The organism is Paenibacillus aceti, assembly GCF_003614185.1.
In the GTDB taxonomy this organism is placed as follows: domain Bacteria; phylum Bacillota; class Bacilli; order Paenibacillales; family Paenibacillaceae; genus Fontibacillus; species Fontibacillus aceti.
Window position 1 is genome coordinate 3361346 of the sequence record NZ_KZ987724.1, and the last position, 22439, is coordinate 3383784.

Genomic DNA, 22439 nt, shown 5'->3' on the forward strand with positions numbered 1-22439 from the left:
GCCTCCCTATTATTGATTTGTCCCTTTCGGTACGCCGTCCAAGCCATACTCCTGGTCATAGGCATCGAAGATTTTCCGCGCCACGGGAGCAGCGCTCCAGGCCCCGAAGCCACCCTCCGGAATCACCACAGCGACGGCCAGCTTCGGGTTCTCGCGCGGGGCAAAAGCAATAAATACACCGTTCTCCAGCCTCTGGCCTCTATAGTCCTGCTCAGAGGTGCCTGTCTTACGGGCATAATCATAGGGAAATCCCTCAAATGAACTCACATTTGTCTTCATCCCGCTGATCACTTTGTCCCAATAAGCGTCATTTAGCTTGACTTCATTCAGTACGGTCGGCTCGAATTGCTTGACCATATTCCCGGATGAATCCGTAATCTTACTTACGAGGTGTGGCTCCATACGCTTGCCTCGATTGGCAAGCGTAGCCGTATACTGTGCCAGCTGCATAACTGTATATCTACCTTGCTGTCCAAACGATGCATACGCCAGTCGCGAAAGAACACTTTCTGATTCCGAAGTGTATTCCAGCTTGCCCAAAAATTCATCCGGCAGATCAATACCTGTCGAGGTTCCAAGCCCGAATTCCTTCATATATCGATCCCAGACCTCAATCCCTTTGGCATTATATTTGTAATACAGCTTCTTCCCAACCATATCCACCATAAAAGCGTTGGAGGAATTTTTGATCGCCATAGCAGGATCGATTCGCCCATAGACACTATTCCCTGAATTTCTGACTCTCGAAGAATTATTCTTGCCGAAATAGGCCGCTCCCCGGTCAACATAATAATCGGTGGTCTTAAACAGGCCTTCATTTAATCCGATCAGCACCGACAGCGGTTTGATAGTCGAGCCGAGCAACACCGTTGAATCGAGGTCATGTCCAGAACGACCGGAGCTAAACGGGTTGATCGTTCCATTTCTATAATTATCCTCAACCTTGCGAAATTGCTCGGAATCCATCCTGCCCGTCGGCCAGAGGTTCGTATCATAATCCGGCATACTCGCCATTGCGACGATATAGCCGGTGTCTACCTCGATCGCCACTGCATAACCAGTCTTGGCATGGGGATGTAATTTGCCGGCTACCGGGTGAGTATGCAGCCAATCGATTTGATCCAGAATGGCACGCTGGGCGGTCAATTGCACTCTTTTGTCGATCGTGGTATGCAGGTCATAGCCTTTCTCCGGTGGGGTAATTTCCGTTATCCCATCAGCCATATTCCTCGGGTCGATCGATACGCTTTTGAACCCGTTCTTACCACGCAGCTCATTCTGATAGTACAATTCCAGACCATCAAAGCCGACGAATTCCTCCTCCGTATATTGCAGAGCAGGATCATTGCCTTGCGATTCCCGAATCGGCTTGTACCTTGGCAAATCATAAGTGGATCTGTATTTTTTCAGATAGCCGACCGTCTGCACCGCGACTCTATCCTTGTCGTAATGCCGAACACCCTCCTCCACAATATCGATACCTGAAAATTCGCTCCTCCGTTCCAGGAAATAAGCCACCTCTTCAGAGGTCAGACCTGTCTTGATCCGCCGCGGGGTGAACCCTCCATTAATCCGGAAGCCAAGATCCATACTATCTATAATTTCCTGTTCAGACATCGTCTTGTCGGAGCTTCCATACTTATCAAAGGCTTGCTTCAACTCCCGGGCCAGTCTGACGGCTTCCTCATAATTCTGTCTGCCAGAATCGGATGACGGATCATAATTACTTTTTTGTAAAGTCAAATACAAGGATTGAACCGGGATCGAATACGCCAATTTCTCTCCTTTGGCGGCAAGGATCGCTCCTCGCATCGGAGGCATCGGCACATCCCTCACTCTTAACTTGGTCTCGACCAAGGACAAACTCGGCCCCTCCACGAATTGCACGATGGCCAAACGAATAATAATCACTGTAAAAATGGCAAAGGCACTGAAGAAAAACAAATTCAGCCTTACATTGGAATGCCTTGGTTCTAGCTTGTCCCGCTCGTTCAAGCCCGTGATATAGAGCTTCTTCACATCACACCCTCCTTTCTAATAATCCACCCTACAAAAAAAGCGATCTTCCGCAGGCTCTGCTGTGAAAGATCGCTGATGTGAATCCATTATGATTTTTAACTTACTTATTCCGTTGTATTATCCTGATTAGCTGACTGTCCATCCGTTTGCTGATTTTTGGCTTTCTTCGGGATTCCGTCCAGTCCATATTCCTGATCATAGGCATCGAAGATCTTACGAGCTACAGGCGCTGCACTCCAGGCCCCGAAGCCGCCTTCTGGAACAATAACCGCTACCGCAAGCTTCGGATTTTTGCGTGGAGCAAAGGCGATGAACACCCCGTTATCCCGGTTGGCCCCAGCCCCCCATTGCTCCGAAGTCCCTGTCTTCCGGGCGAAATCATAAGGGAATCCGGAAAATGCTGCTTGCACGCTCGTCTCCATACCACTGATGACTTCATCCCAATAGGCATCCTTGAATTCAACCTTATTGAGAACCTTCGGTTTGAATTCCTTAACTATATTGCCATTCTCGTCGGTAATCTTGTTGACGACATGAGGCTCCATTCGCGAACCGCGGTTCGCCAGCGTCGCCGTATATTGAGCCAATTGCATCGCCGTATAACCAGCCTGCTGACCAAAAGAAGCGTACACCAGCCGTGATAAGGACGTTTCACGTTCCGCATTGATATAGTTAAGATTACCTAAAAATTCCTTAGGGAGATCGACTCCAGTCGATACGCCCAAGCCAAATTCCTTCATGTACTTATCCCAGACGTCGATCCCCTTATCCCCGTATTTTTTCCACAACTTCTCACCAACCATATCGACCATAAACGCATTGGAGGAATGGCGGATCGCTCCGGAAGGTCTCAGAGGACCATAAGCATGCCTGCCTGAGTTACGCACACTGGAAGAATTATTTTTACCGAAATAAGCAATACCCGAATCAGAGTAATAATCCGTAGTCTTGAACAAGCCTTCATTAAGCCCAATCAATACGGACAGAGGCTTGATCGTAGACCCCAATAGTACCGTCGAGTCAAAATTATGCCCGGAACGGCCCGAGCTGATCGGAGTTATAGTCCCGTTCTGATAGTTGGTCATGATCTTATTCCAATCGTCCGAGTTAATCCCCCCGGATTGCCATACATTCGTGTCATAATCCGGCATGCTAGCCATCGCTACCACATTGCCCGTGTCCACTTCCATCGCTACAGCATATCCTGTCTTCGCATTGGGATGAACCTTGCCGGATACCGGATTCTTATGCACCCAATCGAGCTGATCCATAATGGCCTGCTCCGCAATGAGTTGAATATTCTTGTTAATATTCGTGTGCAGATCATAGCCCTTCTCCGGCGGTATGATCTCCGAAACTCCGGTAGCCATATTCCGCGGATCAATCGGAACCTTCTTGTAACCATTCTTGCCCCGTAAATACTCCTGATAGTACATCTCGAGCCCGTCAGCACCGACAAGCTCCGAAGCTGTATAATCCAGAGCAGGGTCCTTATCCGCAGAGTTATTCGCCTCCCGGATGGGATCATACCACTTCACATCATCCATCGACTGGAATTTCTTGAGATATCCAACTGTCTGCACAGCTACCGTATCCGTATCATAGTGCCGGACGCTATCCTCAACGATATCAATTCCCGGGAACTCCGATTTGCGCTCCAGGAAATAAGCGATTTCCTTCTCATTTAACCCTGACTTGATCAATCTTGGCGAATAACCGTTGCCCTTGTTATAATCCAGGTCCATCGCCTTAATAATGTCTTCCTCCGTCATCGGCTCACTGACCTTATCCCCATACTTATCGAATACCTCTTTCAGCTTCTTGGCGATTTCCAGCGCTTCAGGCCGATTCTTCTTGCCCCGTTCCGACTTGCTATAGTCCTTCTGCAGAGTAATATAGAGAGACTGCACCGAGGTCGAGTAAGCGAGCTTCTCGCCGCCTGCTGCTAATATAGAGCCGCGCACCGGCGCCAGTGGAACATCCTTCACCCGCATGCTCGTTTCCTGCTGGGATAGGCTCGGTCCCTCTACGAATTGCAATATAGCCAGACGGACAATAATCACCGTAAAAATTATAAATGTGCTGAAAAAGAACAAATTCAAGCGAATATTAAAATGACGCTTCAGCTGGGCTTCCTGTTCACGAGGATCGTCATTGTATGAATTTTTCATGGGCGTTTCTCCTCTTTTAACCTTCCATATTTCATAATTATATTAACATAACGATGCGATGAGATGCGAGGTTACACCCCCGTGCCAACTTGCCACTCAAGTCATTTTATCGGGAATATGAGTGTCATCGAAGGCTGGCGGATTGAACCAGTTGCCGCTGCGCGCCCATGTTGAATCAAGTGGAATCCACTTGTCCTTCTCCGTTAAATACACTTCATTCCAGGCATGAGGCCCATATCCGCCCCGCCCGTCATAGCCCAGTCCGGTAACTACCTTGACCTTCAGCCCCTGAGATCGGGCCATGACCGCATACAGACGTGAATAATCAATACATACCCCAAGCTTCGTATCAAAGGTCATCTGCGGCGTCTGTTCATGCCAAATCCCCCGCTCTTCATAATCCTTGACTTTGTCATAGTCATAGCTAACCCGGGACCCGATCCAGTCATACAGACGCTTTGCCTTCTCCTCATCGCTACTCGCTCCTTCGGTCACCTTGGCAGCCGCTTGTTCAATATCCCGAGGAATATTAGCATCGATTACCTCATATTTCCGCTGCAGGATCCCATTGAGCTCCGCCTCGACGCTGCGCGTAAATACCGGCAGCTTCTCCTTGATCAGATCACCAGTCAACGGCTCGATCACCGTCCGCGCCCCCTGCTGGTATACTGTGGAAGCCTGCACGTACTGGCTGAAGCTGCTGCTTGGAAACAGCGTCACCACAATGAACAGAATGACGATGACCATCAAGCATCTGACGCTCCCAATCACGGAACCGATGCAAGCACCCGCAATTCTGCTCAGGAAGGATGCCCTGCGGCCTCCGCCGAACGGAACCCGCTCAGACGTTGATCCTCCACCCAGCACAAATGCCGAGGCAAGCCCTAAAACAGTACGAACCAGCCAATAGCTGACAATAAAGAGCACAGCAAAACGCATCAGCGGAAAATCGCGGATGGCAGTAACCAACGTATAATAGACCTGCTCCCATTTCGCCATATCATGCTCCGGATAAGCAATTCCAGACAGCCAATCCTGCACCTTCGGCGATAACCAGACCGTCAGGGGGATCGCACCGATGATACTTACCACGGATAAGATCCCCCCACTGAGGAGCGTGAACAATCTTCCTGCTGAGCGCGAAGCCCCACGCGCCCATCCCTGCAGCACAGAAATAACGAGAATACATATCAGCAATGCGTTTATCCAATTGATTTGTTGTATATTTTGAATCCAGACCGTCGTCATGCTTGCCCCCTATCTCGATGACTTATGGCCATATTCGTTCGACAGACCTATCATGCTATTTATTGCGCTTCGCTTCTTGAATAAATGCCTCTATCGTATCATTTATCTTCCATTCCCCTAGAGCAACGCCGTGGAACTTGACCTTCACCTTACCATCCCCATCATTGCCTGTGACTTCAAGATTAGGGGTCTTAATGGTAAATGTCCCGTCGCCATTCTGGGTAATTTCAGCTTCTGTCGCTTCCTTCTTCATCATTTCCAGGGCTTCCGATTTGGTAATATCGACAGCCTGATCCGTCACCGTTGTAACCGCATCTCCAATATCCTTAAGTGATATCCCGCTGTATATGATAATAAATGCTGCGATCACGGCTACTAATGCCCATTTAATCACCGTCTTCACAAAATTAAGCACCAGAAGCAAGACAACCAGGGCCACGACAATCACAAGCCAGTTCTGTTTCAGAAATTCAAACCACACATCTACATTCAAATCCATAAATTAACACCTACCTCTGATAGTTCAGATTATATTAGAGCTGCCCGATGAAAACGGACGCCTCCTTATTATACATGATGGCCCTGTTCAATGACAGCTTAACCCCAATTTAACAAGAAATCTCAGAAACATACTGCCCTGTTCAAAAAAGCAAGACTTTCAACACCGAGAAGTTTGGGGGAAGCGAACTTTTTGAACTTCCGCTAAAAGGGGTATAAGTTCGTCCATAACAACGTACAAGTATAGCAATAATGAATTTTAGAGGAGGGCAAGGCAGTGAAAATCGCTTTCTGGCTTTATTTCTTTATGTTCCTCGCTTTCTTCGACCTGCATGCGCAATACCCGATTCTGACCCCCTTTGCACTGTCGCTCGGGGCAGCCCCCGCCTTCATCGGCTGGATGATGGGGATTTATGCGCTGACACATCTGCCAGGCAATCTTATCGCCGGACAGGGTGTAGACCGCCATGGAAGCCGCGGCTATATGATATTCAGCCTGCTCTCAGCCGGGGTAATTCTGCTGCTGCAGGCCCATGTTACCGAGCCATGGCAGCTGTTAGTGCTGCGCTCGATCAGCGGATTCGTGCTCGCCTTCCTGTCGCCAGCCTGTCTAGCCCTGCTGGCATCTCTGGCGACCGACGCCGTGAAGCAAGGGAAACTAATGGCTGGACACGGCGTAATGCACACTCTGGCTTCCGTGGTCTCCCCGGCTGCCGGTGCCTTTCTCGTGGCGCGAACGGGCTTTACCCTCACCTTCCAGGCGCTCGGCTGGCTGATGATCGCTACGGGCGTTATCGCGATGTTCACGATCAAAGAGCCGCCAAAATTAAAAACAGCCCTGCAGCAGCAACCCACGCAGAAGGTGCCTGTAAAGCTCAATGTCATTCCCGTTTATTTCTATCTGCTACCTTTTGCCGTCTCCTGTGCTCAAGGGATTCTATACTTTGAACTTCCGCTCCAAGCCGGAGGGGTATCCGGAATAATGCATACCGGGCTCTATTTCTCGATCATCAGCCTCGGCGCCCTGGCGACGCTATCGCTATTGTTCCTGAATCATTTCTCCCCTTATATCAGAACCTATCTGGGGATACTCGGCATCGCCCTGTCATTCTTCTCGCTGGCTGCGCTCGATTCCGTCCCTATTATCGTCTCGCTGTTCGCGCTGGGGATGGCTAAAGGCGTGATCTTCCCGGCCATGGCCTCCGTCTTCATCGATCTTTGCGGTGGTCAACGGCTCGGCACGGTGTTCTCCCTGCAATCTATCGCGATGTCGATCGGCTCTTTTCTCGGCCCGATTATCGCCGGAACGATGCATAACACCTACTCGCCATACTTTTTCGCCTTCGTGATCCTGATGCTGGTGATCATCATCGTCCCTGCATGGAAACGGAATATTCCGACCGCATATACGATCCCGACGGAGAGATAAAGAGCTAAGACATAGCATAGCGCTCACTTATTTTTCAGACAGTTAGGCCATTGCACAGGGCAATGGCGTAGATTGAACATAGTATATTTTGTAGTTACCGACCCAACCGATAAAGGGAGGTGAGCAATCATGGGTCATATCGATCCTTGTGGACCATGTGGACCGGGCCCTATCGGCCCAGGAGTAGGCGGTTTCTGGACGACAACAGGGACCATCCTTGTACTTTATATCTTGCTGGTGATCATTCTTCGTGCCCCTCTCTGTTAGGTTTGAATTCATGGCTGCGGTCTGCCACCCTCCCGGCAGGCCGTTTTGCTGTGACTTTGCATGGTAGACCCGTCCGATATACACTATAAGATATGCGATATTGCAAGCATTGTAATCGAGGTGAATTCCCATGTCTGTCAGTATGATCGTCGAAGGCAAGAATGACCGCAGTAAGCTGCGCAGGCTGCTTCATGAGGACATACATATCCTCTGTACCTTCGGAACCTTGAACAACACCAAGCTGGAATCGCTCCGCAAGCAGGCCGGAGATGATGATGTCTACCTGTTCATGGACAATGACGCTTCAGGCAAAAAAATTCGTGGCATCTTACGAGATACCTTCCCGGACGCCATCCATATCTATACGAGAAGAGGCTATGCCGGTGTGGAGGGGACGCCTGATGAATATTTAATCGCCCAATTAGAAAAAGCCGGGCTAGAAGAATATATAATATATCCTCCCCCCGGCTTTGCCTGATCCTAAGACAAGCCCTGACTCTTCAGCAGAAGAGCAGAAAAGCAGTTATTCCTTCGCCAGATCCATAACCCCTTGAGCGATTTCCTGGGCAGTGACTTCGGGGCGGTATATTTCCCGCAGATTGCCATCCCGGTCAACCAGGCCAATGAGATCCATATGGACGAAATTGTTATTCTGATCTTTGTTAATTAATATTTTGAAAGAGTTCATCGCCAGATCAATCGTCTTCTGCTGATCCCCTCTCAGGAAATACCAGCCTGAATAATCCGCCTTGAATTTATCTCCAAATGCCTTGATCGCTTCCCGAGAGTCCCGTTCCGGATCGAAGGAAATCGAGATAATCTCTGCATCACTGGTGAACAGTCCCTTATCCTTCAACAGATCCTGCACCTGACTCAGGCGAAAAGTCGTTACTGGACATACATCCGGACAATTGGAGAAGAAAAAGTAAAATAGCCTAACCTTACCATTAGTATCCTCTAAAGTAATATTACGTCCATCCACATTCTCCATGCTGAAGCTCGCCACTGGCCGGATCACCGGCAGCTTAGGCTTGGCGTAGGTAGTCCATAGCAGATAACCTGCTAAGATGATGCACACTGCAAGCAAAATCCAGGTCCACTTATATTTCTTAAGCAGAGTCATTCTCCGACCTCCATTACAACCATACTGTATCGAGTATCATGACGATCATGCTGACAGTTAAATAATTGATTGAGAACAGGAATACCTTCTTCGCCCAAGCCTCATTCTCCTGAGATTTGAAGCCCATGAGCGCCATCAGCAGCCAGGATAAAGACAGAAGCTCGCCGATGACAAGAAACCATAGTCCGGTATAGCCATATACATACATTAAAACAGGAATGGGTAGCAGCAGCACCAAATAAGGAATCATCTGCACCTTGGTTCTCGGAATGCCCTTCACCACAGGCAACAACGGGAATCCCGCTGCCCGGTACTCCTCCACGCGACGGATACCCAGCGCCCAGAAATGAGGCGGCTGCCACAGGAACAACATCGCGAATAAGAGAATCGCCCCGAGATCAACCTTGCCTGCAGCGGCTACATACCCAATCACCGGAGGCATCGCTCCCGAAATCGCTCCGATGGACGTGCTCCATGTTGAACTGCGTTTCAGCCAGAGCGTATAGACTACTACATACACAAGCATCCCTAAAGCACCGAAGGCTCCAGCCAGCCAGCCATTGCCGATAAATAGTACAGATAGGCCCAATATGCCTAAAATAATGGCGTACCAAAGCACGGTTTTCGGTGACATTTTCCCGGTTGGAAGCACGCGGTTCTGCGTCCGGGACATCTTCATGTCCATATCACGGTCAAAGTAGTTGTTGAACACGCAGGAGGATGCCATAACCAGCACGGTTCCTAATAACATTAAAATCAGTTTGCCGTATTGTAGATGCCACTGAGAAGCCACCCAAAAGCCAGCAAAAGCCGCGATGAGATTTGAACGCAAAATCCCTGGTTTGGTTAGAGCGATAAAATCCTTCCAAGTCGCTGTTTTTCCTGGAGGAGTAGGTCTCACGGACAATGCTGCCGATTCTGTAGGTGCAGAGTAAGAAATTCTGTCCATGTTGAATAATTCCCCCTATCTTTGTCATTGTTTTCCTATATAAAGAAATTCACAGATAATTCAATGATTTCATATTACACTATAAACTTTATCATACCAAGAAGCAGAAATGTTTGACAATCGTCCGATAAAAAGGGGATTATGTGACAAAATGATGACAAAGCACTCTGCGGTTTCGTTCGGAATACAAACAGCAAAAAGGCCCGAGCATGAGTCATGCCCGGGCCATACTTTGGCTTATATCTTAAATAACAAATCCCATCATCCGCTGTACATCCTGTAGAACCTTCTCCGCTTCTTCGGAAGCGTTCAAGGCACCTTGACGCAAAATATCATGAATTTCTCCAGAATTGCGGATTTCATGATAGCGATTTTGGAGCGGTTCAAGCACGCTGACGACAACTTCAGCCAGCTCCTTCTTGAACGGCCCATACATTTGGCCTTCATATTTCTGCTCCACCTCGGCCACAGACAACCCGGATAGCTGACTATAAATCGTAATAAGGTTGCTGACCTCCGGCTTCGTCTCAGCATCAAATCTGACCTCACGTCCCGAGTCTGTCGTCGCCCGGCTGATCTTCTTGCGAATTTCATCCGGCGAATCCAATAGCGAGATATAGCTTCCTGGATTCGGATTACTCTTACTCATCTTCTTCGAGGCATCATCCAAGGACATAATTCTGGCGCCAGACTTCGGAATATAAGGCTCTGGAAGCGTGAAATATTCGCCGAAGCGGCTGTTGAAGCGCCCTGCCAAATCCCGGGTTAACTCAAGATGCTGCTTCTGATCCTCGCCCACCGGGACAAGATCAGCATTATAAATCAGAATGTCTGCAGCCATCAAGGACGGATAGACGAATAATCCTGCGCCAACAGATTCTTTACCTGCCGCTTTATCCTTGAACTGGGTCATCCGTTCTAGTTCACCCATCGATGTCAAGGTCGTCATCAGCCATCCCAATTGTGCATGCTGACGGACATGGGACTGCATATACACGTTCGCTTTGCTCGGATCGATGCCTGCGGCCACAAACAGAGCAGCTACGGACTCGGATTGCTCACGCAGATTAGCAGGATCCTGAGGAACTGTAATTGCGTGAAGGTCAGCCACCATAAAATTACATGAATACTCGTCTTGCAGCGAGACGAAATTTTTCAAAGCTCCAATATAGTTACCTAGCGTCAGCTTTCCGCTTGACTGGATACCTGAAAGAACTTTTTTCATAAAAAACTGCCTCCTCCATATATTTAGATTTAAGTTTAAAGCAGGGTTTCGAAGGCCGATTCACAGCACTTGTTCACTTCACGCGAATAACGCAAAAAAGCCCCACATCCCCAAAGGGACGTGAGACCGTGGTGCCACCCTTATTCGTATAGAACCCTACTGCTATGAACTATACCTTTACTCCCCGTAACGTGGAAACTGCCGTCCGGTAATACTTACATAAGGCTTCATTTCCTTACGGGTTCATCCGGAACTCCGGGGTCCATTCGTCAAGGCTGTTTCCACCGGTTCGCATCAACCACCGGCTTTCTGGAGGAATCAGAAGCATTGATTACTTGTCCCCATCATCGTGTTCATTTATGATATTCTAAGTTATACTCATCATAATTGGCTTATTCTACAATGTCAAATCTATTTTTCGTCCCCGAAAAAAAGTGTTATGATAGTGCTAAGCTTTTTGAAAACCGATTATTTCAGATGAATATGTGGGAAAAGGAGCAACGATATGAAAAAAGTGACCAAAGGACAATGGAACGGTTATGATACGTATATCCTAAATAGCCGTGAACTTGAAGTCACACTGCTACCCCGCCTTGGTAATAATGTAATCAGCATTTGGGATCATATTGAGCAGCGCCATGTGCTTCGCCGTCCCGAGGAGAGCGAGCTTGATTTCTACTTGCAGAAGCCGTACCATTTTGGCATTCCCATGCTCATTCCGCCGGGCCGGATCCGCAAGGGACATTTCACTTATGCCGGACAGGAGTATCAATTTGACCGCAATACGGCCAATGACAATCATATTCACGGACTTCACCGTACTCAGAGCTGGTGCGTTAGCGATATCGAGGAGGACGATGAAGGCTGTGCCGTAACAACTGAATTTATAACCTCAGACGATCCGAACTGGATGCGCCAGTTCCCGGTTCCGCTTAAATTAGAGATGACTTTACGTCTCCAAGGCAGTTCTTTGAAGCAGACGTTCAAAGTAACCCATCTGGGTGACAAGCCTGCCCCGTTCGGTCTTGGCTTGCACACCTGGTTCTTGCTGGATGGCAAGCCTGAAGATTGGACGCTTAAACTGCCGGTATCCGCCATCTATTCCTCGAATGAGGAACTGATCACTACCGGAGACATCGTGCCACTAGGCGAGCTTGATCAGCTGAATACAGGGATGAATCTACAGGGAACCAACTTCGATACGATGCTGCAAATTGGAGATAAACCTGTATCGGCCGAGCTGCTCCGCAAGGATGGTTACGGACTGCACTATTCCGCTGATCCCGCCTATTTCAAGCATTGGGTTCTGTATACGAAAGGTGATGCGGATCAATTTCTATGTATCGAGCCGTATACCTGGCTGCCGGATGCCCCGAATTCCAAGCACCCTGCGTCAGTCACCGGACTGATCGATCTTCAGCCTGAACAGACCGTCGAATTCTATGTGAACCTGGATATGATTTATCCTTCCTGATGAAGACTGTCTGATATTTTCAAGAGCCCTTCCCGTGTAGGGCTCTTCGTATTATTAGGCCAACCAGACATTTCTGGCTGGCTTTTTTCTGCTTGATCACGCTAGACTTTTCAAATAATTACCACTTTGCAAATTAGCAGCTATACTGAATATTTTATTCTGCAAAAACCATACTAACATCACAAAGGCCAAAGGAGGTGACAAACATGGCAGGTCAAAACCAAAGCCGCGGAAGCCGTTCCAACAACCTTGTTGTTCCTCAAGCAAATGCTGCATTGCAACAATTGAAGATGGAAGCTGCACAAGAGTTGGGCGTAACGATCCCACAAGACGGTTACATGGGGAACCATACTTCTCGTGAAACTGGCTCCTTAGGAGGATACATTACAAAACGTCTGGTTCAAATGGCAGAGCAGCAATTGTCGGGTCGTTCTAACCTGTAATTCACTCTCTCCTGTTTCAAACCTATAAAAAGACAGGTGATCTGCATTCGCAGGTCGCCTGTCTTTCACTATGATCTATAAATTTATGACGATAAATCTGATTCATTGTATGTATTTGCTGCATTCATTCTTGGGTATCTCTGTATCATTAAATTCGCCATATTATAATTGGACTCTAATATAGCGTCCACCATAATAGTGCTCTGCTTCAATGCAAACTCATAGCTGATTTCCCCATGAGTCCAGTAACGCTTATGCTTCAATGCTTCAAGTGCCATTGAACGAAAAGTATGAATCTGTTCGGAGGATAAGCCTCGTCCTTCTTCCTCTAACCGGCCATTTCGACCCGCAATCGGGTTATGACGTATGCCAAATTTACCAATCGTATTATTGCGTATTTGGATGAATACGGTGCCCGATGTCATACCGCCAAGTTCTACAGCCAGTTCCTTAAATACGATATCGACTTGTCTTGCCAGAGAGAGCTGATCGGCAGTCAGCATATTCACCCTCCCTTCCTCTATAATTTCCCTAGAACTAGGGCTTATGTCTCATTATATGACAACTGACGACGGGGTACAACATTTTAAAACAAAAATGGTTATATATGACTATACAAATAACGACTTTATACCCTGTTTTACCACTTACAATACATAATTTGTAGATTAATTACAATGTTTAGGCGGAGAAAAAAGCCCTCCTTCGGTAGCAAACTACCTCAGGAAGGCTATGAACTGTTCTATTTCGTCAGATCGAGGAACATTTGTGCGTCCGCAACAGCCAGTGCCATCGCCTCACGCCAGAAATCAGGCTTCGTCAAATCTGCATTCAGATGCTTGGCCGCCAATTCTTCTACCGTCATACGTCCGGTATCGCGAAGCAGCGCATCATATTTCGCTGCAAAGCCTTCCCCTTCCTTCAGCGCCCGCGCATAGATGCCGGTGCTGAACATATAGCCGAAGGTATACGGGAAGTTATAGAATGGCACATCTGTAATGTAGAAGTGCAGCTTGGAGGTCCAGAAGAGCGGATGATAACTTCCCAACGCTCCATGATAGGCCTCGCGCTGCGCTTCCTCCATTAGAGTCGATAGCTCGGAGACATCCAGCATCCCGGATTTCCGCTTCTCGTAGAAGCGGGTCTCGAACAAGAATCTGGCATGAATATTCATGAAGAAGGAGACGCTGTTCTGCACCTTCTCTGCCAGCAGGGCCAGCTTCTCTTCCTCGCTTCCCGCATTCTTCAGCAGAGCATCCGCCAGAATCATCTCGGCAAAGGTCGAAGCCGTCTCGGCCACATTCATCGCGTAATCCTGATTGAACTGCGGCAGTCCATCCATCAAATGCTGATGATACGCATGCCCCAGCTCATGAGCCAGCGTAGAAACATTGGAGTAGTTGCCGCCGAAGGTCATGAAAATCCGCGTCTGCTTGCTGACCGGAAGAGGGGTACAGAAGCCGCCAGGACGCTTCCCTGGACGGTCCTCGGCTTCAATCCAGCTACGATTGAATGCCTCAGTTGCGAAGTCGGCCATCTTCGGGCTGAATTTGCTGAATTGCTGTACGATATCCTCCGCCGCAGCTTGATAGCTTATCTTCGTCTCTGACTTGGCCAGCGGCGCATCTACGTCGCTCCAGCTAAGCTGGTCCACGCCGAGCAGCTTAGCTTTACGCTCCAAATAGGAGACGAAGATCGGCTTATTCTCTTCAATGACCTGCCACATCATATTCAATGTCTCGCTAGACATACGGTTAATCTGCAGCGGCTCCTTCAACGCATCTTCCCAACCGCGCTTCTCGTACAGCTTCAGGCGGAAGCCGGCCAGTCTGTTGAGTGTATCCGCGCTATAATCAGCCACTTGGGCCCAGGCCTTCTCCCACTCTATGAAGGTTCTCTCCCGCACCTCACGATCCGAGTCGCTCAGCTTATTAGCCGCCTGACCGACGGATAGCGTAGATTTCTTCCCATCCTCATCGGTAAATGCCACACCAACCTTGGAGACGATCGTATCATAATGCTGTCCCCAGCCATGATATCCGTCCACCGCCAAATCTGCAGCCAGACTCTCCAATTCCGGAGACAGCTTCTCCCGCGCAGAATCACGCTTCTCATTCATGATGAAGGCGATTGGAGCGATCTCATCACGAGCGATCCATTCCTGCCACACCTGATCATCTGTATCCCGCAGCAAACTGTCGAACAAGGTCATCACATTATCCATCGCTGCACGCAGCGTAGTAACCCGGCCCGTCAGCTGAACCGCCTTCTTATCATGTTGATCCTGGGCGGTCAGGCATTCGACGAAGGCACTGGCTTCAAGCGCTCTCGCCCGCGCACTTTGTAGACCCTGGATCGTCTGGTCCAGAGCTATCGTTTCCTTCAAATTTTGGGGTGCTGACGTTTGCTCTAATACTGAATGTAGCTCGGCAATATTAGCTTTCAATTCATCCAGGAACTTGGCAAATTGCTCCGAGGAAGAACCTCCGGGAAAGATAGAATCCAGATCCCAAGTCTCTACAAGCTGGTCATTTACTGATACCTGTTTCATCGAAATATCATCCTTTCTTTATTTTAAACTGTCCCGCAGGAACTGTGGAACTGATCCGATTTAAAGTGTATAACTATAAGTATACTCTTGATAGGAGGCATGTTCCATTATGAAACCATTGCAAATCTCGCCGGAGACGGCCGTGAAGCTAGCCGCAGAGCTAAAAGTACCGATCGAGCACCTGATGCATATGCCGCAGCATATTCTGCTGCAGAAGCTCGCCGAATTGGCCAGGAAAGACAACGGGAACAGCCCTTCCGAAGGTAAGGATGAACCGAAATGATCCCTTTTAATAAAGCACTGCCTTATGACATCATCATGGGTGATGTTTATGTCCCGCTATGTCCTTTCTGCCAAAGCGACAATGTGCTGATTGCGAAGTTAAAGCCGACCGATATTATTCGGGCGCGGGAGGGCAAGAAGAAGATGCTGGTCTTCCCTTGCTGCGGTAATAAAATTACTGTGCTGGATAGCGACAATGATTATTTATTAACCGACACGATCGTTCGCAAAAATTAAATAAACCAACGGTTAATTCATATGCAAAAAAATAGGGGCTATTCAATTCCTGTTCAATGAACGATCCAAGGATCGATATGCCCCTATTTCAGTTAATCTTGCATTTCCTCTGGCAGCTCATGCCCGCCGTTCAGCATCTCTTCGCGTAATAAAGCCCATTGTTCCCGCGAAGCCCGGATCATGGCAGCATCCATAATCCTCTTGTCATTGATCACTCTGGAGAACCATTTCACCGCTTCATTCAAATTCCCCGTACGGCGATTCAATTCTCCGATCAGATACATCAATCTGGCGTCATTGCCTAAATCGCTCTCCGTCTCGAATACTCGTATGTACGATTCCAAAGAATACTGCAAGAACCGCTTTTCCTGCTCGCGATCCTCTTTGTATCTATACAACCATGCGATATGATGCAGAAGACTGGCAATAATCCGTTCTTTCTCATTGATCGTCTGGGCGCATAACAACCCTAGCTTATAAGTCTCAAGAGCCGCTTCCCAGTCCCGTTCGCCTCCGTAATCCCGCTTGATCAGGCGTGCTTCAATTTCTTCGTGGAAACGGGCTTTCTGACGATCATTCAGCCGTTCGGTCGAATTCTCCGTAGAGGCAAATCCACAGGAAGGGCAGACCCGCACGACGTAATAATCAGGGTTCTCATTTCGGTAATATCCACAAAAATCGGTATCCGTCTTTATCGCTCTTTTGAAGCTGGGACGAACTCGCGAAGTCGTGAATTCTTGATCACAATAATGACAGTTCACTTTAATCGTAAAGAGAGGTTCTAGTTCCAAGCTGCATACTTCCTTTCCATCTCTCGTTAAAGATCATTGTTATCGCTGCTTGCCGTGTTCACAAAGTGATGGGCAGGACCTGACAGCCGCTTAATAACAACGCTGCGTAACGGCTCATCCACTCCGATCTCCTCAAGCGCCGCCTGCATACAAGCTAACCAAGCTTCCGCCCTCTCCGGGGTCACTTGAAAACCCATATGACGCGCCCGCATCATCGGATGTCCATACGCATCGGAATACAGGGAGGGCCCTCCGAAGAATTGCGACAGGAACATGTACTGCTTCTCCATCACCGGATTAATATCCGCAGGGAAAAGAGGACCGATTAGCGGATCGACGACAACACGCGGATAGAAAGCCTCTACCAGGCGTCTAAGCGTCTTGGCCCCGCCAAGATTATCGTAAATGCTCAGATTAGGGTTCACCCTGCATTCATCTCCTAACTTGTTGGCACTAAGATAAATTATACCAAAAAAAAATAAAAGCTCCTATCGGAGCTTATTGCAAGATGGAAATTTAGTTCATTAGTAGCTACGCCAGTCCTCTTCACCCGGATGGACGAGAGAGGCGCGAATAACGTATACAAAGGCGCATACGAGAAGCCCGGCAACAAAACTCATATTCAACCACCCCATCCAAAAATGAATTTTATAGTGCTATTTTACCATACGCATATAAAAAAAACAGCACCTTATGTAATCGTTTTCTTATTTTTTTGGTGATGTTTGTCCTGCCGATTTCATACACTTCATTATGACCCAAGTGGAGGCGTTGATTCATGAACAAGATCTGGACCACCGCTATGGTTCCTCTAATCGCTCTAATCCTCGCCGTCATGATGCTGATTTATCCGTTGGCCTCATGGGAAGCCGGTGTCCGAGGCTTGGCGATTTGGTGGGACGTACTGTTTCCGTCTTTGTTTCCCTTCTTTGTAATATCCGAGCTGATGCTCGGTTTTGGTATTGTTCATTTTATAGGCAAGCTGCTGGACCCGTTAATGCAGCCTTTATTTCGCATTCCCGGGACAGGCGGCTTTGTCGCGGCCATGAGCTTCGCTTCCGGTTATCCCGTCAGTGCCAAGCTGACAACCCAGCTGCGCAGACAATTATTGATAGGACGGGAGGAAGGAGAACGGCTGGTTGCCTTCACTACGACTTCAGATCCGATCTTCTTGATCGGAGCCGTATCGGTCGGCTTCTTCGGGAACCAGAGACTCGCGGGTGCTCTTGCCCTCGTTCACTATGGCAGCGCAATTATCGTCGGCTTAATCATGAGATTTTACGGCAGAAAGCAGGAAATCCATGCTCCTCGAACGACCTCTTCTTCCCCGACTGAAGCGCGATTCAGCCTTAAGCAGGCCGTTAAAGCGATGCATCAGGCCCGGATGATGGATGGCCGGAGTTTAGGAGAACTGATGCGCCAGTCTATCCTCTCTTCATTACAGCTTATGATGGTTGTCGGAGGACTGGTCGTATTTTTTTCCGTTATATTAGAGGTCCTGACATCCGCAAATGTCATGAGCTTTTTCTATAGCGCTGTAGAAGCACTGTTGACCTTCTTCCATCTGCCGTCTGACCTGGCCCAAGCCTTCGTCGGAGGGACTTTCGAAGTGACGCTTGGGGCAAAAGCCTCAGCGGCCCCGACCGATGTTCCGTTTATGTTCAGAGCGGCGGCAGCAGCCTTTATTCTCTCCTGGGGTGGTCTGTCCGTACATGCCCAGGTGGCGAGCATTTTGAATGACGCGGATCTGCGTTACCTTCCCTTCTTATTCGCCCGACTATTGCACGCATTTCTGGCCACAGCACTCATGCTGCTTGTCTGGAAGCCGCTCATGCATACGAGTCCATCATTCAAGGGTCTGGAGCAGCCGGAAAATCTGCTGCAGAGATGGAATGAGGTACCGGGACTTTTCATCCTGTTTGTGAAGATCGTGCTGACACTGCTTATTTTATCTCTTTTAGCGCGAATCATTCAGCAGCTTCTCAGTTCCCTCCCCTGGCAAAAAGATAAAACGAAAAAATGAGACATTGTGTTATTTTTCATAATTGATTATGATCTTTACAGGTATTATATAAAGTTTGCAAAGGAGCCCATCAACTTGAGATATTACGTTCTGGACCGCGGAGATCAGCTATCCCAGGATCTCAGCAGGTCCTTTCACGAATTGGCGGGGGCGCAAGGATTGAAGCTTGATGCCGAGTCCCCCGATATTGTTGTGTCTATTGGCGGGGATGGTACGATGCTCCACGCATTTCATACATTCATTGACCGTGCCTCTTCCATCGCCTTCGTCGGAGTACATACCGGTCATCTCGGCTTCTATGCCGACTGGAAGGCGGATGAAATTCCTGAGCTTGTCCAGCTGATGAGCGGACAAAAAGACAGACGGCAATTAAACCCAAGGATTGTCCATTATCCCCTGCTGGAAGTAGAGGTGATCAAGAAATCCGGTACTTCCTCCTTCATCTGCCTCAATGAATTTACTCTAAAAAGTGTGGATGGCGGCACGATCGTGGCCCAGGTAGACATTAACGACCAAATGTTCGAGATGTTCAGAGGTGACGGGATCTGCGTATCTACTCCTTCAGGAAGTACAGCTTACAACAAGAGCCTTGGCGGTGCTATGGTCCATCCGTCCATAGAAGCCATGCAGATTTCCGAGATCGCTTCGATTAATAATCGGGTCTTCCGTACAATGGGTTCAGCCCTTGTGCTGCCCAAGCATCACCATTGCGATATCTACTCGCGTAAAGAGCAGAATCTGATGCTCACGATCGATCATATCAATACACCTGTAAATGATCTTATCTCGGTCCGATGCCAGGTAGCCGAGCAGAAGATCAGCTTTGTGCGCTACCGTCCTTTTCCTTTCTGGAATCGGGTTCGCAATGCATTTCTAGGTTAATTCTACTTTGCAAAGGATGGACGAAGATGAAGTATAATAAGTTAGGCAAGAAATTTCTGATCCCGCTGCTGGCCCTGCTGCTCACCTTCCCGCAAGCCGCAGGCGCGGCCGCGGAAAGCACGGAACAGACGGCGGATTCAGAGCTGAAGGTATTGCAGGAGGTTCTTGATTATCTGGATGCCTATAATATCGAAGGGACACAGCGACAGGAGTTCATCAACAACGCGATTCGCGGCATGGTCTACACCCTCGATGATCCCTATAGCGATTACTTGACTCCTGAGGAGATGGAAGAATTCGCAGGCAGCATCAATCAGGAATATGTAGGCATCGGCGTTACTCTCAGATATGCCAAGGATAAGCTGTATATCACTGGTATAGCCGAGGGATCTCCGGCCAAGAGTACGGGGTTGAAGCAAGGCGATATCATCACCAAAATTAACGGCGTCTCCGTTAGTGAATTGGAAGAGCTCGACCTTGGAGGACAAGCTGGTACGATCGTCCGCATCACCGTCAAACGTGGGACCAACAGCTTAACCTTCCCTGTCAAGCGTACTGAATTCTCACTCAGAACAGTGACAGGCAAGCTCATCCCATCCAGTAAGATCGGATATATCTCTATCTCCTCCTTCTCCGACACGGCCGACGAGGAATTCAGTAAAGTATTGAATACACTGGAGAGTCAGGGGATGAAATCGCTGGTGCTGGACCTACGCGACAATCTGGGCGGATATGTGGAGGCAGCACAGAATATTGCCAGTCAATTCATGAAGAGCGGCACCTTGATGTATACGGCAAATCAGAGCAATAAGCTGGAAAAGGTCAGCATCACAGGGGGCAAGGACATCGGAATGCCGGTCATAATTCTGACTAACGAATGGACAGCCAGCGCTTCTGAGATTCTTACCGGCGCACTTCGCGATAACGGAATTGCCAAGGTCGTCGGTGCTCAGACTTATGGCAAAGCGCGGATTCAGAATGTGTTCCAGCTCTCTGACGGCGGCTATCTCAAAATGACGATTGAACGATACTTAACTCCAAGCAAGGAAGACTTCAATTACGTCGGCCTTGCACCTGATATCGAAATCGATAGTAGCCCGGCAGCCCAGCTGATTACAGGACTCTATCAAGCAGGCTTACGGCATATGGAACTGAGCGGCAGCGCCTACTCGCTGAAGGTCAATGGTGCCGAGATAAACAGCTATATCGACACGATCCAGAGTGGAGATAAAGTCTATGCTCCGGCCCGGGTACTCGCCGCACTCACCCATGGCAGCACCACATGGAACCAGGCCGCTAAGAAACTGGTTGTTACCGATCAGAACGGCAAGAAGACAGGCTTTACCCTCGCATCCAAGAGCATCAAGATGTTTAATGATGAAGCGTATATCGAACTGCATGATTTCCAGAAGAAATTTCCTGAACTGAAATGGAGCTATCAACAAGGAATCATTCATCTTTCTTATTAAGGATTATGAGATCAAAAGCGGGCTTTGTGGACAACCACTAAAAAACGGCTGCCGAGTTACTCGGCAGCCGTTTTCTCTTCATGGACTGTTTTATTAGAAGATTCTTTCGGGACATCCTTCAGCTTCTGCAGAACAAAGTAAGCACATCCAAAATTGCAATACTCGTTAATGTATTCAGTGATGCCGGAATATGCCGTATCACGAGTCACCTTCGGGTGGTTATCACGTAGAAAGCCCTTTAGCCGAAGCTTCTCATAGCCCCAATCCCCGATAATGTAATCGTATCGATCAAGCACTTCACTATACCTTTGCTTGAATGCTTCCTGATTCCAAGCATTCTTATGATTGTATATCAGTTCATATGCTCTGCTGCCAATCTGAATCATCAATGGCTCTCCCTCCTCTTACACAGCCTTAGGACAACGCTGCTGCACCGTCCTTATGATCTTTAGCCGATTTAACCTGTTCATGCGCATGATAAGAGCTGCGAACGAGCGGGCCTGATTCCACATGACTGAAGCCGCGCTTCATTCCCTCTTCCTTCAGTGCTGCGAATTGCTCAGGCGTATAATACTTCTCAACACGCAGATGCTTCGGAGACGGCTGCAAATATTGACCGATCGTCAGAATATCGCAGTCTACCGCACGCAGATCATCCATCGCCTGCAGAATCTCATCCCACTCCTCACCTACACCGAGCATGATGCTTGATTTGGTAGGAATATCAGGCTGCATCTGTTTCGCTCTTTGCAGCAATTCCAGAGAACGATGGTATTTCGCCTTGGCACGAACACGGTCAGACATACGCTCTACGGTCTCAATATTATGATTAAGAATGTCAGGCTTCGCATCCATGACGATACGAAGTGAATCTTCATCCCCCATGAAATCAGGAATCAGCACTTCAACCGAACAGAATGGCAGACGCTTGCGGATAGCCTTGATGCTTCCAGCGAAGATGGAGGCTCCCCCATCCTTCAGATCATCCCGCGCTACACTTGTAATTACGCAATGACGAAGATTCATATTCTCAGCGGCTTCGGCAACACGTTCCGGCTCCTGCAGATCGAGCTCCGTCGGCATTCCCGTATTAACCGCACAGAAACGACAGGCGCGTGTACAGATATCGCCTAAAATCATAAAAGTTGCTGTGCGATTCGCCCAGCACTCATATATATTCGGACAGCGTGCCTCTTCACATACGGTATGTAAAGTTTTGGAACGCATCATTTTTTTTATGTCCTGGTAATTATCGCCGGTCGTCATTTTGATTCTTATCCAGTCCGGTTTCGGTTCATTTGCGAGTTTCGACAAGATAGAAACCTTCCTTCTTTAATTGGTTTAGGTTTGTATTGAAG

Annotated in this window: 22 protein-coding genes and 1 other annotated feature; of the genes, 9 read left to right on the forward strand and 13 right to left on the reverse strand. The window is 48.4% G+C overall.

The annotated features are described in order from the left end of the window. Positions 1–9 precede the first annotated feature (9 nt). From BFJ94_RS14990 to BFJ94_RS15005, 4 genes are all read right to left on the reverse strand, one after another. Positions 10–2019 (reverse strand): peptidoglycan D,D-transpeptidase FtsI family protein, encoded by a 2010-nt coding sequence (locus tag BFJ94_RS14990; RefSeq protein WP_120463390.1) that lies wholly within the window; start codon positions 2017–2019, stop codon positions 10–12. Between the two features lie 104 nt (positions 2020–2123). Next, a complete protein-coding gene (locus BFJ94_RS14995) occupies positions 2124–4190 on the reverse strand; it encodes a peptidoglycan D,D-transpeptidase FtsI family protein (RefSeq protein WP_120463391.1) in 2067 nt (688 codons plus the stop codon). Positions 4191–4286: 96 nt separating this feature from the next. Beyond that, positions 4287–5438 carry a transglutaminase domain-containing protein gene (locus BFJ94_RS15000; RefSeq protein WP_120463392.1) on the reverse strand — a complete coding sequence of 384 codons (1152 nt, stop codon included), beginning with the start codon at positions 5436–5438 and terminating at the stop codon, positions 4287–4289. Between the two features lie 55 nt (positions 5439–5493). Beyond that, positions 5494–5937, reverse strand: a complete 444-nt coding sequence (locus BFJ94_RS15005; protein WP_438803693.1) for a hypothetical protein — start codon at positions 5935–5937, stop codon at positions 5494–5496. 276 nt (positions 5938–6213) lie between these two features. Here BFJ94_RS15005 and BFJ94_RS15010 point away from each other — a divergent pair, with 276 nt between their 5' ends. Beyond that, the gene (locus tag BFJ94_RS15010) at positions 6214–7365 is read left to right on the forward strand and encodes an MFS transporter (RefSeq protein ID WP_120463393.1); all 1152 of its coding nucleotides are present in this window, start codon (positions 6214–6216) and stop codon (positions 7363–7365) included. A gap of 397 nt (positions 7366–7762) precedes the next feature. Then, positions 7763–8110 (forward strand): toprim domain-containing protein, encoded by a 348-nt coding sequence (locus BFJ94_RS15015; protein WP_120463394.1) that lies wholly within the window; start codon positions 7763–7765, stop codon positions 8108–8110. A 45-nt stretch (positions 8111–8155) separates the two neighbouring features. Here BFJ94_RS15015 and BFJ94_RS15020 read toward each other — a convergent pair whose 3' ends face one another. The 3 genes from BFJ94_RS15020 to trpS form a co-directional block, all read right to left on the reverse strand. Further along, entirely contained in the window at positions 8156–8755 is a 600-nt protein-coding gene (locus BFJ94_RS15020) for an SCO family protein (protein WP_120463395.1), read from the reverse strand. Between the two features lie 13 nt (positions 8756–8768). Continuing rightward, positions 8769–9704 (reverse strand): heme o synthase, encoded by a 936-nt coding sequence (gene cyoE / locus BFJ94_RS15025; protein ID WP_120463396.1) that lies wholly within the window; start codon positions 9702–9704, stop codon positions 8769–8771. Between the two features lie 244 nt (positions 9705–9948). Then, complete coding sequence (gene trpS / locus BFJ94_RS15030; RefSeq protein WP_120463397.1) at positions 9949–10929, reverse strand: tryptophan--tRNA ligase; 981 nt, start codon at positions 10927–10929, stop codon at positions 9949–9951. Positions 10930–11040: 111 nt separating this feature from the next. Continuing rightward, positions 11041–11286: a binding site (T-box leader), on the reverse strand. A 148-nt stretch (positions 11287–11434) separates the two neighbouring features. On the opposite strand from trpS, the gene BFJ94_RS15035 reads away from it, so the two are divergent. Both BFJ94_RS15035 and BFJ94_RS15040 read left to right on the forward strand, forming a co-directional pair. Next, positions 11435–12403: an aldose 1-epimerase gene (locus BFJ94_RS15035; RefSeq protein ID WP_120463398.1), complete on the forward strand. Its 969-nt coding sequence runs from the start codon at positions 11435–11437 to the stop codon at positions 12401–12403. Positions 12404–12609: 206 nt separating this feature from the next. Beyond that, positions 12610–12846 (forward strand): alpha/beta-type small acid-soluble spore protein, encoded by a 237-nt coding sequence (locus BFJ94_RS15040; RefSeq protein WP_120463399.1) that lies wholly within the window; start codon positions 12610–12612, stop codon positions 12844–12846. Positions 12847–12929: 83 nt separating this feature from the next. On the opposite strand, the gene BFJ94_RS15045 is transcribed toward BFJ94_RS15040, so the two are convergent. Both BFJ94_RS15045 and BFJ94_RS15050 read right to left on the reverse strand, forming a co-directional pair. Next, positions 12930–13349 carry an O-methyltransferase gene (locus BFJ94_RS15045; RefSeq protein ID WP_120463400.1) on the reverse strand — a complete coding sequence of 140 codons (420 nt, stop codon included), beginning with the start codon at positions 13347–13349 and terminating at the stop codon, positions 12930–12932. Positions 13350–13588: 239 nt separating this feature from the next. Further along, positions 13589–15397, reverse strand: a complete 1809-nt coding sequence (locus BFJ94_RS15050) for a M3 family oligoendopeptidase (RefSeq protein WP_120463401.1) — start codon at positions 15395–15397, stop codon at positions 13589–13591. Between the two features lie 109 nt (positions 15398–15506). On the opposite strand from BFJ94_RS15050, the gene BFJ94_RS15055 reads away from it, so the two are divergent. After that, positions 15507–15680 (forward strand): YycC family protein, encoded by a 174-nt coding sequence (locus BFJ94_RS15055; RefSeq protein WP_120463402.1) that lies wholly within the window; start codon positions 15507–15509, stop codon positions 15678–15680. Then, on the forward strand, positions 15677–15916 hold the full coding sequence (locus BFJ94_RS15060; RefSeq protein WP_120463403.1) for a hypothetical protein: 240 nt from the start codon (positions 15677–15679) through the stop codon (positions 15914–15916). The genes BFJ94_RS15055 and BFJ94_RS15060 overlap by 4 nt, the downstream gene beginning before the upstream one ends. 92 nt (positions 15917–16008) lie before the next feature. Here the strand turns inward: BFJ94_RS15060 and BFJ94_RS15065 are convergent, their stop codons facing one another. Together BFJ94_RS15065 and BFJ94_RS15070 are read right to left on the reverse strand one after the other, a co-directional pair. Further along, entirely contained in the window at positions 16009–16707 is a 699-nt protein-coding gene (locus BFJ94_RS15065) for a DUF2225 domain-containing protein (protein WP_120463404.1), read from the reverse strand. A 26-nt stretch (positions 16708–16733) separates the two neighbouring features. After that, the gene (locus BFJ94_RS15070) at positions 16734–17132 is read right to left on the reverse strand and encodes a globin domain-containing protein (RefSeq protein ID WP_120463405.1); all 399 of its coding nucleotides are present in this window, start codon (positions 17130–17132) and stop codon (positions 16734–16736) included. Positions 17133–17485: 353 nt separating this feature from the next. Here BFJ94_RS15070 and spoVV point away from each other — a divergent pair, with 353 nt between their 5' ends. The 3 genes from spoVV to BFJ94_RS15085 all read left to right on the forward strand — a co-directional run bounded on the left by spoVV (position 17486) and on the right by BFJ94_RS15085 (position 21081). Beyond that, complete coding sequence (gene spoVV / locus BFJ94_RS15075; protein ID WP_308424687.1) at positions 17486–18730, forward strand: dipicolinic acid transporter SpoVV; 1245 nt, start codon at positions 17486–17488, stop codon at positions 18728–18730. 75 nt (positions 18731–18805) lie between these two features. Continuing rightward, entirely contained in the window at positions 18806–19612 is an 807-nt protein-coding gene (locus BFJ94_RS15080; protein WP_120463406.1) for an NAD kinase, read from the forward strand. A gap of 26 nt (positions 19613–19638) precedes the next feature. Then, a complete protein-coding gene (locus tag BFJ94_RS15085) occupies positions 19639–21081 on the forward strand; it encodes a S41 family peptidase (RefSeq protein ID WP_120463407.1) in 1443 nt (480 codons plus the stop codon). 56 nt (positions 21082–21137) lie between these two features. On the opposite strand, the gene BFJ94_RS15090 is transcribed toward BFJ94_RS15085, so the two are convergent. Then, positions 21138–21467 carry a YutD family protein gene (locus BFJ94_RS15090; RefSeq protein ID WP_120463408.1) on the reverse strand — a complete coding sequence of 110 codons (330 nt, stop codon included), beginning with the start codon at positions 21465–21467 and terminating at the stop codon, positions 21138–21140. 28 nt (positions 21468–21495) lie between these two features. Further along, positions 21496–22395 (reverse strand): lipoyl synthase, encoded by a 900-nt coding sequence (gene lipA, locus BFJ94_RS15095; protein WP_120463409.1) that lies wholly within the window; start codon positions 22393–22395, stop codon positions 21496–21498. Positions 22396–22439: the final 44 nt, after the last annotated feature.